We start from the raw sequence: 14233 nt of genomic DNA, 5'->3' as shown, positions 1-14233 counted from the left end.
TTTATGGCCACTGTTTCTGTTACCGATGCGACCTTCGACGCCGAAGTGAAAAATTCTGACATCCCCGTTGTGGTGGATTTCTGGGCGGAATGGTGCGGCCCTTGTAAACAAATCGGTCCCTCGCTTGAGGAACTGTCTGCCGAAATGGAAGGCAAAGTGAAAATCGTCAAAGTAAACGTTGATGAAAACCCAAATTCACCTGCCCAAATGGGTGTGCGCGGTATTCCTGCGCTGTTTATCTTTAAAGACGGTGAGGTTGTTTCCAACATGGCAGGCGCACGCCCCAAGGCCGCCCTGCAAAGCTGGATCGAAGAGTCCATCTAAGCTGGCTCACTTCAAAACGAATGGCGCGTCAGGCAAATGCTTGGCGCGCTATTTTTTTGACCCGTTCCAACCGGATGATACCATTGAGTGTGCTTTTGTCCTGCATTCTATTCCAATCTGTCAGCACTTGGACTTTGGAGATAAAAACAAGGATCGGATCATCGGCACTGACTAACGTATAGCCTTCAAAAAATGCATCCCATGCGCGTTGCGGCACGGCCAGCCCCTTTGGCACGTCGTCCAATTCACCTACCATCTGCGTATAGCTTTGCAAAAACCGTGCAATATCATAGGCAACAGGCGCATTATCTGCGCCTAAAAAATCATACACGGCGGTGGTGTCATCCGACATTAGAATGTTGTGCGCGTTCAGATCACCGTGTTTCGCACTGATCGTGCCGATATGCCCTTCGGCCGCACCCACATGGGCGCCAATATTTTCAGCATAGGGAATAAACTCACTTTGCCCGCTGATGCGCCGCTCTCCGTTTTTCATCTGGCCTGCCAGTTTGTGCATGTGATTGACCATAAAACGGGGTTGAAACGCCCGTTTTTGTTGCACAGTTCCTCCATGAAACGCAGACATCCATGATCCAGCACGGCGCAGAAACGGTGTGTGATCCTCTTGATTGCGACATCTCTCCAAAAAAGTTTCACCAGACACATACCGCATCAAATAGGCCTGTGCCTGTCGGTCCTCTGACAATATCTCAGGTACAATATTGGTGTTCGATCCCGCCAATGCGGCATGCGCATTGTGATGTGCATCTAGAACACGTGAAAACTCTTCCTGATCTACGGGTCGTTGAGCGTATTTAAGCACCACCGACGCGCCACCTGCCTGATCATAACGTTGTACAATATGTAGGCGGTTGCGGTCATCCTTTATCCATTCTGCTTTGCACGCATAGTTTTCTGCCTGCAAACCCGCCTGTTGAGCGAGACTTACAAACAGCCGCTGGGCCTCGATTTTAAGAGATTTGACCACAGACATCTAAATCCTTTCGGGGAATAGCCTTGCGAAACTGCATTTGGGTTTTCATATATGCTTTAACTTAGGAGGCATTATGTCAAAACAAGATTTTCCCGGTTGGCACGGCACAACCATCATCGGCGTGAAAAAAGACGGCGAAGTGGTGATTGCAGGAGATGGTCAGGTCAGCCTTGGCCAAACCGTGATCAAAGGCACCGCGCGCAAGGTGCGCAGGCTGTCACCGGGCGGTTATGATGTGATCGTCGGCTTTGCGGGTTCGACTGCAGATGCGTTCACTCTGCTGGAACGGCTGGAAGCCAAGCTGGAAGCAACGCCGGGACAATTGCAGCGTGCCAGTGTTGAACTGGCCAAAGACTGGCGGACAGATAAATATCTGCAAAAACTGGAAGCAATGTTGATTGTGACGGACGGCAAAGAGCTGTTGATCATCACAGGTGCGGGGGATGTGTTAGAGCCCGAGCATAACATCGCCGCCATCGGTTCGGGCGGAAACTTTGCGCTGGCCGCTGCACGTGGGCTGATCGACAGCGACCGTGACGCAGAAACCGTAGCACGCGACGCGATGAAAATCGCCTCTGACATTTGCGTTTATACCAACGGCAATCTGACCGTTGAGAAAGTTAAAGCATGACCAATCTGACCCCCCGCGAAATCGTATCCGAACTGGACCGCTATATCATCGGCCAAGACGACGCCAAACGCGCCGTTGCCGTGGCCTTGCGTAACCGCTGGCGGTGCAGCCAGCTGCCCGATGATATCCGCGCCGAAGTCTATCCCAAGAATATCCTGATGATCGGACCTACAGGCGTGGGCAAAACCGAAATCAGCCGCCGTTTGGCCAAACTGGCCCGTGCGCCTTTCCTAAAGGTTGAGGCAACCAAATTCACCGAAGTGGGTTATGTGGGCCGCGATGTTGAACAGATCATCCGTGATCTATTGGATGCGGCTATCGCTATGACCCGCGACCACATGCGCGAAGACGTCAAGGCAAACGCCCAGAAAGCCGCAGAAGAGCGCGTGATTGACGCCATCGCAGGGCCAGACGCCCGCGAAGGAACCCGCGATATGTTCCGCAAAAAGCTACATGACGGACAGTTGGACGAGACAACAATAGAACTTGAGGTCGCCGATACCTCCAATCCGTTTTCCGCGATGGAAATCCCTGGTCAACCCGGTGGCGGTGGCATGGGCATGATGAACCTTGGGGATATGTTCGGAAAAGCCATGGGCGGGCGTACTACCAAAAAGCGTCTGACAGTGGCACAAAGCTATGAAATATTGATCGGTGAGGAAGCGGATAAACTGCTGGATGATGAAACAGTCACCCGCGCCGCGATCGAAGCCGTTGAGCAGCATGGCATCGTGTTCCTTGATGAAATTGACAAGGTGTGTACCCGCGCCGATGCACGCGGTGGCGATGTCTCCCGCGAGGGTGTGCAGCGTGATCTTCTGCCGCTGATTGAAGGCACCACTGTCAGCACCAAACATGGCCCCGTTAGAACCGATCATGTGCTGTTCATCGCATCAGGCGCCTTTCACATCGCGAAACCGTCGGATTTGCTGCCTGAATTGCAAGGCCGTCTGCCGATCCGTGTGGAACTACGTGCGCTGACCGAAGCCGATTTCGTCCGCATCCTGACAGAGACCGACAATGCGCTGACGCTGCAATACACTGCATTGATGGGTACTGAAGAGGTCGAGGTGAGCTTTACCGAGGATGGCATCAAGGCGCTGGCTAAAATTGCGGCGGATGTGAACCAATCCGTTGAAAACATTGGCGCGAGGCGATTGTATACGGTGATGGAGCGGGTGTTTGAAGAACTCAGCTTCTCCGCGCCTGACCGTGGGGGTGAACAGATCGTGGTTGATGCCGATTTTGTCGAAAAGAACCTCGGCGAGTTGGTAAAATCCACAGATTTAAGCCGCTACGTGCTTTAACCTCTTCCCATTTCCCCATGCGTCAGCAATTTATGGCGCATGGGCTATTTACGTTTTCTTGTCGACAATCGGCTTTTCCTACTTGCCGGATTTTTGCTGACCTTCACATCATCCTTCGGGCAAACCTATTTCATCTCGCTATTCGCGGGTGAGGTGAAAGGCGCGTTCAGCCTCAGCGACGGCCAATGGGGCGGCATTTATACCATTGGCACCACGCTGTCCGCCGTTGCCATGATCTGGGCAGGTGTGCTGACAGACAGGTTTCGCGTGCGGCATTTGTCATTTGCGGTAATGGCGCTGCTAGCGTTGGCCTGTGTGGCAATGTCGATTGTGCCAAACGGCTTTCTACTGGTGTTTGTGATCTTTGCGTTGCGGTTCATGGGGCAGGGGATGCTGTCGCAACTTGGGGCGGTGGCAATGTCACGCTGGTTTATCGCCACGCGGGGTCGGGCGCTTTCTCTTTCTTCCATGGGGTTTGCTGTAGGCCAAGCGATTTTGCCGGTGATGTTTGTGGGCCTCTTGGCCACATGGCATTGGCAGAACCTGTGGCTGCTGGCCGCGGTTTTCATCGTGGCAATGATCCCGATCATGCAAATTCTGCTCAGGCAGGAACGCACGCCGCAATCTATGGCGGACAGCACCCAAACCTTGGGAATGGGCGGCGTACATTGGACACGTACACAGATGTTGCGCCATCCGCTGTTTTACATCCTTATTCCCATCATCCTTGGCCCCTCTACATGGGGTACCGCGTTGTTTTTCCAACAGGTTCATCTGACCGAGATCAAAGGCTGGAGCCTTGTTTCCTTTGTGGCATTGATGCCCGCCTATACGGTGTCCAGCATTGCCTTCACCTTTATCACAGGTTGGGCGATTGACCGTTTCGGCGTGAAATGGATTGTGCCGTTCCAAATGATCCCCTTTGGCATCTCGTTTTTGGTGCTGGCCTATGCGGATTCGATTTTTATGGCAGGTGTGGGGCTGATGATTTTTGGCATCGGGCAGGGCACCCAAGGCACCGCAACTGCAGCACTTTGGTCTGTGTTCTACGGCACCAGAAATCTGGGCGCGATCAAAGCGGCAGCAGCGGCGTTAATGGTGTTTGGCTCGGCCATCGGGCCGGGGATCACAGGGGCATTCATCGACTATGGCGTTGATTTTCCAGATCAAATGATCCCGATTGCGGTTTTCTATTTTGTCGGTGCATTGATCGCAGGATTGGGCATTTTGCGCTATCAGCGTGACCTACCTGTGGCGGCGTAAATAAACGTAATAGGCGCCGCCGCCGCCATGGCTGATGTGGGCCTGCGCGATTTGTAGCACAACCGACTTCATCGGCTGCATCGCCAACCATTGCGGCACTTGATGGCGCAGCACACCGTGGCGCACAGGGATCGGGCCACCTTCGTCGCGTTGCTTACCTTTGCCCGTCACCACTAGGATCAGGCGTTTGCCCTGCGAATGGGCGCTCATCACAAATCTCATCAACGCAGGATGGGCACGGTCCAACGTCATTCCGTGCAGATCCAGCTTGCCCTCTGGCCGCAGCTTGCCGCGCTTGAGCTTGCCGAAAGACTTCTGATCCATCTGCACAGGGGCCTGACGGATTTGATCGTGAATTGCGGGGGCTAGATTATGTGTGGTGCCACGAGAAGGCGGATTGGGCTTACCCAGAATAAGCGACTGCGCCTTGCGAATGTTGCGGGGGCTGGCAACTGCGGGTGCGGGTAGGCTGCTGTCAGGGTCAAAGCGCTGTGGCTCAAGGTTACTGCGTTTCATCCGCTGGGCGCTGGCGCGTACACGGTCCCATAACTCCTGATCTTCTGCACTCAACTGGCCGCGTTTCATATCGCGCTTTCAGGCAGTAGGGCGTAGGCGCGTTGAATAGGCAGCAACACCATCAGCCGCCCCGGATCACGTAATGTGCCGGCCTCACGGCCCGCCTCATCACCTGTACCAAAGAACACATCAGCGCGCTGTGACCCTTTGATCGCTGATCCTGTATCTTGGGCTATCATGAGACGGTGTAATGGCACTTTACCTGCTTTTTCGATCCAGACAGGCGCGCCTAAGGGAATATATTTGGGGTCCACTGCAATACTGCGCATCCTGGTGATCGAGCGGTTCATCGCGCCCAGCGGCCCCTTGTCCGCAGGGACTTCGCTGACCTCACGGAAAAACACATAGGAGGGATTGTAGTACAGCAGTTCTTGCCCGTCTAAAGGATTACGCCGCACCCAATTTTTGATGACTTCCGCGCTGACCTGATGCGCTTCATACACACCGCGGCGCACCAGTTCTTGACCGATAGAACGATAGTTATGCCCGTTGGAGCCGCGATACCCCACACGAATGGCACGGCCCTCGGGCAGGCGAATACGGCCAGAACCTTGGATTTGTAGAAAGAACAGCTCAACCGGATCATCGACATAGGCGATCACCAGATCACGGTTATTCATCACACCCGATTCCAGAATATCACGGCGGGGCAACCAAGGACGGTTCTGCCGTGCTTCCAATGGCATTTTATAGACAGGATATTTGTAGCGGTCAGTCGGTGTTAACGACCCATCCAGCTCGGGCTCAAAATATCCGGTGAACATAGCGTCTTGGCCATCCTCAATCAGGACAGGACGAAATAGCAATTCAAAGAAATCTCGTGGATCGGGGCCCGATTTTGCAAAGGCACAAACAGATTCCCAATCAGGGTCTTTCATGTCTTTGCAGGTGTTGAGGAAGGTCGTAAACGCGGCCGCGTGGTCATCCGCTGCCCAACCATCCAGATCGTCAAACGACAGGACATTATATGTAACTTCAGACGCCAAAGGCCCCGCCAGCAGCGAGGCCAAAGTAAAGGCACTGATGCGAAATGCGCATATTACCCGTCTGTAGAAACCAACAACCAATTCGGATCATCCGAGCCCATTATGCGGGCAAAAACCCACGTGTCTTTTTGCTTTTTAGCATCAGTGACACTGCCCTCTACAATCTCGCCTTCCGAATTACGCACAGCCTGTGTCAACTCTGCCACAAATCGCAATGTCATTTCGGCTTCTTTTGTATCGGGGTCCAGCGTCACATTATCCAATGTCGTTTCTCGCACGCCGATGAAACTGGCCTCGATGGTCAGGCCTTGGTCTTCGCGTGCGGCCACACCCTCAACAAAGCTCTCGTAAATATCACCTGAGATGAAGGGCTTGATGGTATCAAGCTCGCCGTGTTCGTAGCCCATGACGATCATCTCATAGGCGCCACGACCACCACCCAAGAAATCACCCACATTGAAAGATGGCTCAAGGCGTTTCATTTCTGCCAGAGCGCGGGCTTGGGCTGTGCCCTCGGCGAAGTGATCAGTGATATCCAGATCGGGACCGCCCTCGATCACTTCAAACGCGGGGCCCGTGTTACGGATCGGAGGAGGTACAGCTGTCGGTTTTTCAAAACCTTCACGTGTACCCAACACATTTTTCAGCCGCAGGATCAAAAAAACTGCGATGGCGGCAAGCACCAAGATCTGGATTAGCGGCGAATTCATATGGACCTCATGAGGAGTAGGCGTGGAAACAATCGTCTAAGCACCCTATGTAGGTATCAACTGGGCTCAAGTCTACTGTAGCCCCCAGAAAGGAAGCAAATACATGTGGCTTTTAATCGCATTTATCGCCGTTCCGGTGATTGAGATCGGTTTATTCATCCAAGTCGGCGGGTTTATTGGCCTATGGCCAACCCTTTTGATCGTTATTTTAACCGCGCTGGCGGGTACATATCTGGTGCGCAGCCAGGGTCGGATGGCATTGGGACAGGTCCAAAGCTCGTTTAGTGACATGCGCGACCCAACCGAACCTTTGGTGCATGGTGCGATGATCCTGTTTTCCGGTGTGCTTTTGCTTACTCCCGGTTTTTTCACAGATACCATGGGTTTTGCGCTGCTGGTCCCTGCCATTCGTCAGGCTGCCTTCCAAGCAATTCGTGCACGTGTGAATATCCAGAGCTTTGGCGCGGCAAATTCCGCGCAACGCCCGCAAGGCCAGCCCCAGCAGGGCAGAAGCGATGTGATTGACGGTGAATTTGTTGAGATACCTGATGACGATGCGCCCAAGGGATCATCGGGCTGGACCAAGCACTAAAAACCAAAACACTAAGCGATTGAGGGGTCACGCCTGACCTGTTAAGCGTACCTCAGTATTTTTTGCAGCTCCAAAGAGGAGAGCCTATTATGGCCGAAGCCGAAGCGACACAACCCAAAGCCCCACAAATGCGCGTATTGGGTCAATTCATCCGTGATATGTCTTTTGAGAACATCATGGCGCAAAAAGGGGCACCAAGCGATGTGCAGCCTGACGTTCAGGTTCAGGTGAACCTTGACGCGAAAAAGCGGTCTACCGAAAACCAGTATGAATCCGCAATCAAGCTGAACGTGACTTCAAAAGCAAAAGGCGCAGACACAACTTTGTTCGCGCTGGAAATCGACTATGTCGGTATTTTTGACATTCAAGACGTACCAGAAGAACAGCTTCACCCGTTCTTGCTGATCGAATGCCCGCGCATGATCTTCCCGTTCTTGCGCCGTATCGTCAGCGATATCACACGTGACGGTGGTTTCCCGCCGCTGAACCTTGAGAACATTGATTTTGTATCGCTGTATCGCAATGAAATCGCACGCCGTCAGGCCGAAGAAGCGCCTAAATCGGACGCATAAGCGTTACTCTTTAAGCCACAAGACATCGCCGCCCAATTTGCCGACAAACTCGGCATGGGCGGCTTTTTCTTTTTCCGATACACGCGAGGGCAGGGGCGTCGCACGCGGGCGCGGTGCCCAAGCGGTATTTGTCTCGCCTTCTTTCGGCTCGGCGCGGGTGGACAAGCCAAAATCAGGCTGCTTGCCGCCAATCAGTTCCAAATAGACTTCAGCCAGAATTTCACTGTCCAATAACGCGCCGTGCAATGTACGGGATGTGTTATCAATCCCAAAGCGGCGGCAGAGCGCATCAAGCGACGATGGTGAACCTGGAAATTTCTTGCGGGCGATGGCAAGCGTATCAACCGCCTGTTCCCACGGCAGTTGGCGCAGGCCCATCTTGGCCAATTCAAAGTTTAGAAATTTCATGTCGAAAGCAGCATTATGAATGATCATTTTGCTATCGCCGACGAAATCCAGAAACGCCTGACCTACAGCAGCAAACTTGGGTTTATCACGAAGAAATTCATCGCCCAGACCATGCACCTGAAACGCCTCGTCAGGCATACCGCGTTCCGGGTTGATATATTCGTGGAAGGTCACTCCCGTCGCCACGTGGCGCATGAGTTCAACTGCGCCGATCTCAACAATGCGGTCACCTGACTGGGGATCAAAGCCAGTGGTTTCAGTATCGAGAACGATCTCACGCATTTAGCTGGCTCCGTATGGTTTCAACCACGTTCTGCACCTGCGTGCGCGCGTGTTCAAGCGTATCCGTCTGGATCACATAGGTCGCACGGGTGCATTTTTCAGCGGCTGGCATTTGCTTGGCTTTAATCGATAAAAACTGCTCACGCGTCATTGTTCCGCGTGCCATCACCCGCGCCTCTTGGGTGGCGTCATCGGTGAACACGCAGGCCGTCGCATCCACACGCGCATCGCCGCCTGTTTCAAACAAAAGTGGAATATCCAGAACCACAATATCGGCAGTGGTTTGGGTAAGGAAATCGGCACGGTCCTCACCTACCAACGGATGTACGATCTGTTCTATCTGCTTCAACGCCGCAGGATCGCGGCCAATGATGTCTTTCAATGCGAGACGCGACACAGCGCCGTCAACGATAGCATCAGGAAAGGCAGCAGCAAAAGGCGCAACCGCAGCGCCACCCTGCGCATACAACCGGTGCACAGCCGCGTCCGCATCCCACAGCGCGCAGCCTAATTCGACAAACATTTGGGCAGTGGTGGATTTCCCCATGCCAATGGAACCTGTGAGACCAAGAACAAACATCAGCGCAACGCCGCCGCACGTGTGGCGCGGTTTACTTCGGGGCGGCGGCCAAACCAGCGTTCAAAGGCAGGAACGGCCTGATGCAACAACATACCAAGGCCATCAACCGTGGTGCATCCGTATTCCTCTGCTGTGGCCAGCATTTTGGTTTTTAATGGCGCATAAACCAGATCAGTCACGATGGTTTCCGAGCGCAAACCATCCAGAGGGACACGCAATTCACCTTTGCCAATCATCCCGAGAGAGGTTGTGTTGACCAGCAGGCTTGCGTCATCAATCATATTTCCGGCCTGCACCCAGTCATAAACCTGAATACGGTTACCGAACTCTTTTTGGAGCTGCTCTGCGCGAATTCGCGTGCGATTGGACAATAAAATTTCGGGGACACCCGCGTCCAGCAGCGAAGTAATCACAGCCCGTGCAGCGCCCCCGGCACCTAAAACAGCGGCAGGTCCGGCGGAGGGCACCCAATGGGGCGCACCTGCTTTTAGATTTTCGATAAACCCGTAACCATCTGTATTATCAGCGTGAATTTTACTATCTTTACGGAAAATCAACGTATTCGCCGCCCCAATCAATGTTGCACGATCTGTGATCAAATCAGCAAATTCCATCACCTTTTCTTTGTGAGGGATGGTCAAATTGACCCCGACAAAACCCATCTTGGGCAAAGTACGTAACACTTCTTCCAGATTATCAACCGACACATCCATTGGGATATAGTGGCCAGCGATGCCATATGTCTCAAGCCAGTGACGATGCAGTTGCGGGGATTTGGAATGGGCAATAGGCGATCCGATCACACCAGCTAAAGGGATACGGGGTAACTCGGTCATTGGTTAAGGTCTCCGCGTAGGGTGAGGTAGTTCAATATCTCTAACAAAGGCATACCCAGAACCGTAAAGTAATCTCCATCAATACGCGAGAACAGGCGCACGCCTTCTTCTTCTAATTTATATGCACCAACCGCATGGCGGATACTGTCCCAGTTCCGATCTACATAGTCTTGCAGATAGCTGTCGCTGGCATCACGCATCCTAAGCCGGACCTGCCCAATATGCCGCCACAGCGGTTTACCGTCTTCATAGATCACCGCAGCAGACAAAAGCGTATGACGATCACCCCGCAGCGTCTTTAGCTGGGCCAAAGCATCCGCTGGCGATTCAGGTTTGTTCAACAGCTTTCCCGCATGATCCAACACCTGATCACAGCCCATAACCAAGCGGCCAGGGTTTTTATCGCTGACCTTGGCGGCCTTTAGTTCAGCCAAGGCATCGGCAACATCGCGGGGTGGGGCGCCGTCGGAGATAAGTGAAGCTTTAATCGATTCTTCATCCACACGCGCGATGATAACGTCATGCGGCACAGCAGCTTGTCGTAACATCTGACTGCGGATGGCAGAGCCAGAGGCGAGGATCATCGGGACAGACATGTGGATAACTCTTGCATAAATGAGGGTAAGGCGTGGTTACAACTTGTCCGCAATTCACGCGCTAGGTTCAAGAGGGGGATAAGCCGCATCTCTCAGCAAGTTTAGCCACGATTCCCCCACCGTGGAAAAGAATAAATTCACCGCTTGGTAAGTTTTTAGATGCCTAATAAATACACAGAGTTTTCCACAGGGTAATATTAGAATATATTTACGTATCTAACTGTAAAATAACAGTTATGTTAATATTTGATAGGTTATCAACATCGGCTTTTCCCCGTGTATTTACGGCCTCTAAAAATGTGGATAACAATTTAATCCACAGGATTTCCGTTCCCTACTTAAAACTACAATCTTACTTTATATCTTTATTATTATTAGAGAGAGGGTCAGGCACTGAGGAAAAAACATGACTGATCTTCTGATAACAGCTTACCCTTGGATCAAAGGGTTCCATATCATCTCGGTCATCTCATGGATGGCAGCCTTGTTTTATCTCCCACGGCTTATGGTCCATCACACCGAGCAGGTAGGTCTCAGCGGGGATACGCACAAACTCTTTGCCATGATGGAGTTCAAATTGGCAAAGGTGATTATGAGCCCAGCTATGATGGCAACATGGGTGTTTGGTTTGCTATTGGTCGCAACACCGGGGATTGTCTATTGGGGCGACATATGGCCGTGGACCAAAGGCGCATCTGTGATCGCAATGACAGTGTTTCACTTGTGGCTGATGCGCAGGATGAAGGGATTCCAGCGTGGTGAAAATACCGTAACGGGCAGCCAATACCGCATGATGAACGAAGTGCCGACGCTGCTAATGATATTTATTGTGTTTTCAGTCACGGTAAAGTTCTAGGCGTCAGATGAATTGACAGGGCCTGTGGTAGCCCGTAAAGAACACACAGCACCCCGTTCGGGGATCGCAGTACCCGTATTATTTTCAAACACTGGCCAGCAGACGCTTTTGCGTGCGGCCAAGGATATTTCATGACACTCGAATCACTCAATCTTGCCGATCTTAAGGCGAAGTCTCCCAAAAGCCTGATCGACATGGCCGAAGAGCTGGAGATCGAAAACGCTTCAACGATGCGCAAAGGCGAGATGATGTTCCAAATTCTGCGCGAACGTGCGGATGAAGGTTGGCAGATTTCCGGTGACGGTGTGCTGGAAGTCATGCAAGACGGGTTCGGTTTTCTGCGCTCTCCGGAGGCTAACTATCTTGCTGGTCCTGATGATATTTACGTTTCGCCTGACATGATCCGCCTGCATTCGTTGCGCACTGGCGACACGATTGAAGGTTTGATCAAGGCTCCTGACGATTCCGAGCGCTACTTTGCATTGACCGAAGTGACCCAGATTAACTTTGAAGACCCTGCAAAGGCGCGTCACAAAGTTGCATTTGAAAACTTGACGCCGCTTTACCCTGATGAACGTCTGAACATGGAAGTCCAAGATCCCACAATCAAAGACCGCTCGGCGCGGATCATTGATTTGGTGTCTCCTATCGGTAAAGGCCAGCGTTGCTTGATCGTGGCGCCGCCACGGACCGGTAAAACGGTTTTGTTGCAAAATATTGCCAATTCCATCGAGAAAAACCATCCAGAATGCTATTTGATCGTGCTGTTGATTGATGAACGTCCTGAGGAAGTTACAGACATGCAGCGTTCTGTTAAGGGCGAGGTTGTATCCTCTACCTTTGACGAACCCGCGACACGCCACGTGGCCGTTTCAGAAATGGTCATTGAAAAGGCAAAACGTCTGGTTGAGCACAAGCGTGATGTTGTGATCCTGCTCGATTCCGTGACCCGTCTGGGTCGTGCATTCAACACAGTTGTACCGTCCTCTGGTAAGGTTCTGACAGGTGGTGTTGACGCGAACGCATTGCAACGCCCCAAGCGCTTCTTTGGTGCGGCACGTAACATCGAAGAAGGTGGATCTCTGACAATCATCGCAACGGCGCTGATCGATACTGGTAGCCGGATGGATGAAGTGATCTTTGAAGAATTTAAAGGTACTGGTAACTCGGAAATTGTTCTGGATCGCAAGATCGCTGACAAGCGTGTGTTCCCTGCTATCGACATCCTTAAATCCGGTACACGGAAAGAAGATTTGCTGGTGGATAAAATCGATCTCCAGAAAACCTTTGTTCTGCGTCGCATCCTGAACCCGATGGGGACCACCGATGCGATTGAATTCTTGATTTCCAAGCTAAAGCAGACGAAAACAAATTCTGACTTCTTCGATTCGATGAATACCTAAATTACCAATTAAATTCAAAGGCTTAGGTAAATGGATACTATCTTTGCCCAAGCAACAGCACTGGGCCGCGCAGGCGTTTCTGTTGTGCGGATTTCTGGGCCGTTGGCGCATGAGGTTTCTGCCAAAATGGCTGGCAAGCTGCCAGACCATCGTGGCACGGCCTTGCGCATGATCAAAGATCGGGATGGCGGGTTTATTGATCAGGCGCTAGTTCTGAAGTTCGATGGCCCGCAGAGCTTTACAGGCGAAGATGTCGTTGAAATGCATCTTCACGGTAGCATCGCGATTATGCGGCGGGTGCTGGATGAACTAGGTCAATTCGAAGGTGTACGCCTTGCTCTACCGGGTGAGTTTACGCGGCGGGCCTTGGAAAACGGTCAACTTGATCTTGTGCAGGTTGAAGGTTTGGCCGATCTTATTGAAGCGGAAACAGAAGCACAGAGAAAACAAGCGCTTCGTGTCCTTTCTGGTGCTTTGGGCGACAAAATAGAGAATTGGCGAAAAGCGCTTATTCGATCCGCTGCTTTGTTGGAAGCAACTATTGATTTTGCAGATGAGGATGTGCCCGTTGATGTGAGCGATGAAGTTCGTGATCTTTTGACAGGCGTTGAGATAGCCCTTTCGCAAGAAATTGAAGGTACCAAAGCAGCAGAACGTATACGAACCGGATTTGAGGTGGCTATTGTTGGTGCGCCGAATGTGGGTAAATCGACGCTCCTGAACAGGCTTGCCGGTCGAGAAGCGGCAATTACATCAAATATCGCAGGCACAACGCGCGACGTCATAGAGGTGCGTATGGATTTGGGTGGCTTACCTGTCACGCTTCTCGATACTGCTGGCATCCGCGATAGCACAGATGAAATCGAGGCTTTAGGCGTAAATTTGGCCTATAGGCGTGCATCGGATGCTGATCTAAGGCTATTTTTGTTGGACGAGGGGGATGCGACACCTATGCCTCCCCTAGAAGATGACCTAATCCTTACTTCCAAAGCGGATCTTACAGGTATGCCGTTTCCCTCTATTTCAGGGAAATCGGGTGAGGGCATTGAAGAACTTCTAAAAGAAATAGAACATCGGCTGAGTAAATTAGCTTCGGGTGCTGGACTTGCTACGCACGCACGTCATGCGCGGGCAATGGAAATTGCGCAAACAGGTCTGCAGTCCGCTAAGGTTCTGTTAGATAATGGCCCAGATCAATATGACATAGCATCGGCGGAATTACGCATGGCGATCCACGCGCTTGAAGTTTTAGTTGGTCGCATTGATGCAGAGAATCTGTTAGACGAAATCTTCGCAAGCTTTTGCCTCGGTAAATAA

The 14233-nt window shown here is 52.0% G+C and carries 17 protein-coding genes; 9 read left to right on the top strand and 8 right to left on the bottom strand.

Annotation, left to right across the window (positions count from 1 at the left end; genetic code table 11):
• Nucleotides 1-3 precede the first annotated feature (3 nt).
• Complete coding sequence (gene trxA / locus GGR95_RS08795; protein ID WP_184564900.1) at nt 4-324, top strand: thioredoxin; 321 nt, start codon at nt 4-6, stop codon at nt 322-324.
• A gap of 28 nt (nt 325-352) precedes the next feature.
• Here the strand turns inward: trxA and GGR95_RS08790 are convergent, their stop codons facing one another.
• Nucleotides 353-1318: a phosphotransferase gene (locus tag GGR95_RS08790; protein ID WP_184564898.1), complete on the bottom strand. Its 966-nt coding sequence runs from the start codon at nt 1316-1318 to the stop codon at nt 353-355.
• 73 nt (nt 1319-1391) lie between these two features.
• Here GGR95_RS08790 and hslV point away from each other — a divergent pair, with 73 nt between their 5' ends.
• The 3 genes from hslV to GGR95_RS08775 are packed head-to-tail and all read left to right on the top strand — an operon-like array spanning nt 1392 to nt 4519.
• Nucleotides 1392-1949, top strand: coding sequence for an ATP-dependent protease subunit HslV (gene hslV, locus GGR95_RS08785; RefSeq protein WP_184564896.1), 558 nt, complete (start codon nt 1392-1394; stop codon nt 1947-1949).
• Entirely contained in the window at nt 1946-3256 is a 1311-nt protein-coding gene (gene hslU / locus GGR95_RS08780) for an ATP-dependent protease ATPase subunit HslU (protein WP_184564895.1), read from the top strand. Before hslV ends, hslU begins: the two co-directional genes overlap by 4 nt.
• A gap of 39 nt (nt 3257-3295) precedes the next feature.
• On the top strand, nt 3296-4519 hold the full coding sequence (locus GGR95_RS08775) for an MFS transporter (protein ID WP_184564893.1): 1224 nt from the start codon (nt 3296-3298) through the stop codon (nt 4517-4519).
• Here the strand turns inward: GGR95_RS08775 and GGR95_RS08770 are convergent.
• The 3 genes from GGR95_RS08770 to GGR95_RS08760 are packed head-to-tail and all read right to left on the bottom strand — an operon-like array spanning nt 4502 to nt 6791.
• Complete coding sequence (locus tag GGR95_RS08770) at nt 4502-5104, bottom strand: Smr/MutS family protein (protein ID WP_184564891.1); 603 nt, start codon at nt 5102-5104, stop codon at nt 4502-4504. The two genes, GGR95_RS08775 and GGR95_RS08770, sit on opposite strands and share 18 nt — an antisense overlap.
• The gene (gene mltA, locus GGR95_RS08765) at nt 5101-6081 is read right to left on the bottom strand and encodes a murein transglycosylase A (RefSeq protein ID WP_246423337.1); all 981 of its coding nucleotides are present in this window, start codon (nt 6079-6081) and stop codon (nt 5101-5103) included. Before mltA ends, GGR95_RS08770 begins: the two co-directional genes overlap by 4 nt.
• Nucleotides 6082-6134: 53 nt before the next feature.
• Nucleotides 6135-6791 carry a Tim44/TimA family putative adaptor protein gene (locus GGR95_RS08760; protein ID WP_184564889.1) on the bottom strand — a complete coding sequence of 219 codons (657 nt, stop codon included), beginning with the start codon at nt 6789-6791 and terminating at the stop codon, nt 6135-6137.
• Nucleotides 6792-6894: 103 nt separating this feature from the next.
• Between GGR95_RS08760 and GGR95_RS08755 the strand changes: the two genes are divergently transcribed.
• Nucleotides 6895-7383: an FxsA family protein gene (locus GGR95_RS08755; RefSeq protein WP_184564887.1), complete on the top strand. Its 489-nt coding sequence runs from the start codon at nt 6895-6897 to the stop codon at nt 7381-7383.
• 89 nt (nt 7384-7472) lie between these two features.
• Entirely contained in the window at nt 7473-7955 is a 483-nt protein-coding gene (gene secB / locus GGR95_RS08750; RefSeq protein ID WP_184564885.1) for a protein-export chaperone SecB, read from the top strand.
• Between the two features lie 3 nt (nt 7956-7958).
• Here secB and dnaQ read toward each other — a convergent pair whose 3' ends face one another.
• Genes dnaQ through GGR95_RS08730 form a run of 4 tightly spaced genes read right to left on the bottom strand, consistent with a single transcriptional unit; the run spans nt 7959 to nt 10657 of the window.
• Entirely contained in the window at nt 7959-8645 is a 687-nt protein-coding gene (gene dnaQ, locus GGR95_RS08745; RefSeq protein ID WP_184564883.1) for a DNA polymerase III subunit epsilon, read from the bottom strand.
• Nucleotides 8638-9225 (bottom strand): dephospho-CoA kinase, encoded by a 588-nt coding sequence (coaE, locus tag GGR95_RS08740; protein ID WP_184564881.1) that lies wholly within the window; start codon nt 9223-9225, stop codon nt 8638-8640. The genes dnaQ and coaE overlap by 8 nt, the downstream gene beginning before the upstream one ends.
• Nucleotides 9225-10061: a shikimate dehydrogenase gene (locus tag GGR95_RS08735; protein ID WP_184564879.1), complete on the bottom strand. Its 837-nt coding sequence runs from the start codon at nt 10059-10061 to the stop codon at nt 9225-9227. Before GGR95_RS08735 ends, coaE begins: the two co-directional genes overlap by 1 nt.
• Nucleotides 10058-10657, bottom strand: a complete 600-nt coding sequence (locus tag GGR95_RS08730; protein ID WP_184564877.1) for a Maf family protein — start codon at nt 10655-10657, stop codon at nt 10058-10060. Before GGR95_RS08730 ends, GGR95_RS08735 begins: the two co-directional genes overlap by 4 nt.
• Nucleotides 10658-11063: 406 nt before the next feature.
• On the opposite strand from GGR95_RS08730, the gene GGR95_RS08725 reads away from it, so the two are divergent.
• From GGR95_RS08725 to mnmE, 3 genes are all read left to right on the top strand, one after another.
• Nucleotides 11064-11513: a CopD family protein gene (locus GGR95_RS08725; protein WP_184564875.1), complete on the top strand. Its 450-nt coding sequence runs from the start codon at nt 11064-11066 to the stop codon at nt 11511-11513.
• Nucleotides 11514-11644: 131 nt separating this feature from the next.
• On the top strand, nt 11645-12916 hold the full coding sequence (gene rho, locus GGR95_RS08720; RefSeq protein WP_184564873.1) for a transcription termination factor Rho: 1272 nt from the start codon (nt 11645-11647) through the stop codon (nt 12914-12916).
• 30 nt (nt 12917-12946) lie between these two features.
• Nucleotides 12947-14233 carry a tRNA uridine-5-carboxymethylaminomethyl(34) synthesis GTPase MnmE gene (gene mnmE / locus GGR95_RS08715; RefSeq protein ID WP_184564871.1) on the top strand — a complete coding sequence of 429 codons (1287 nt, stop codon included), beginning with the start codon at nt 12947-12949 and terminating at the stop codon, nt 14231-14233.

Origin of the sequence: Sulfitobacter undariae, from assembly GCF_014196805.1 — a bacterium.
GTDB classification, from domain to species: Bacteria; Pseudomonadota; Alphaproteobacteria; order Rhodobacterales; family Rhodobacteraceae; genus Sulfitobacter; species Sulfitobacter undariae.
Note: the sequence above shows the minus strand (reverse complement) of the source record. Positions and strands in the feature narration are given on the sequence as shown.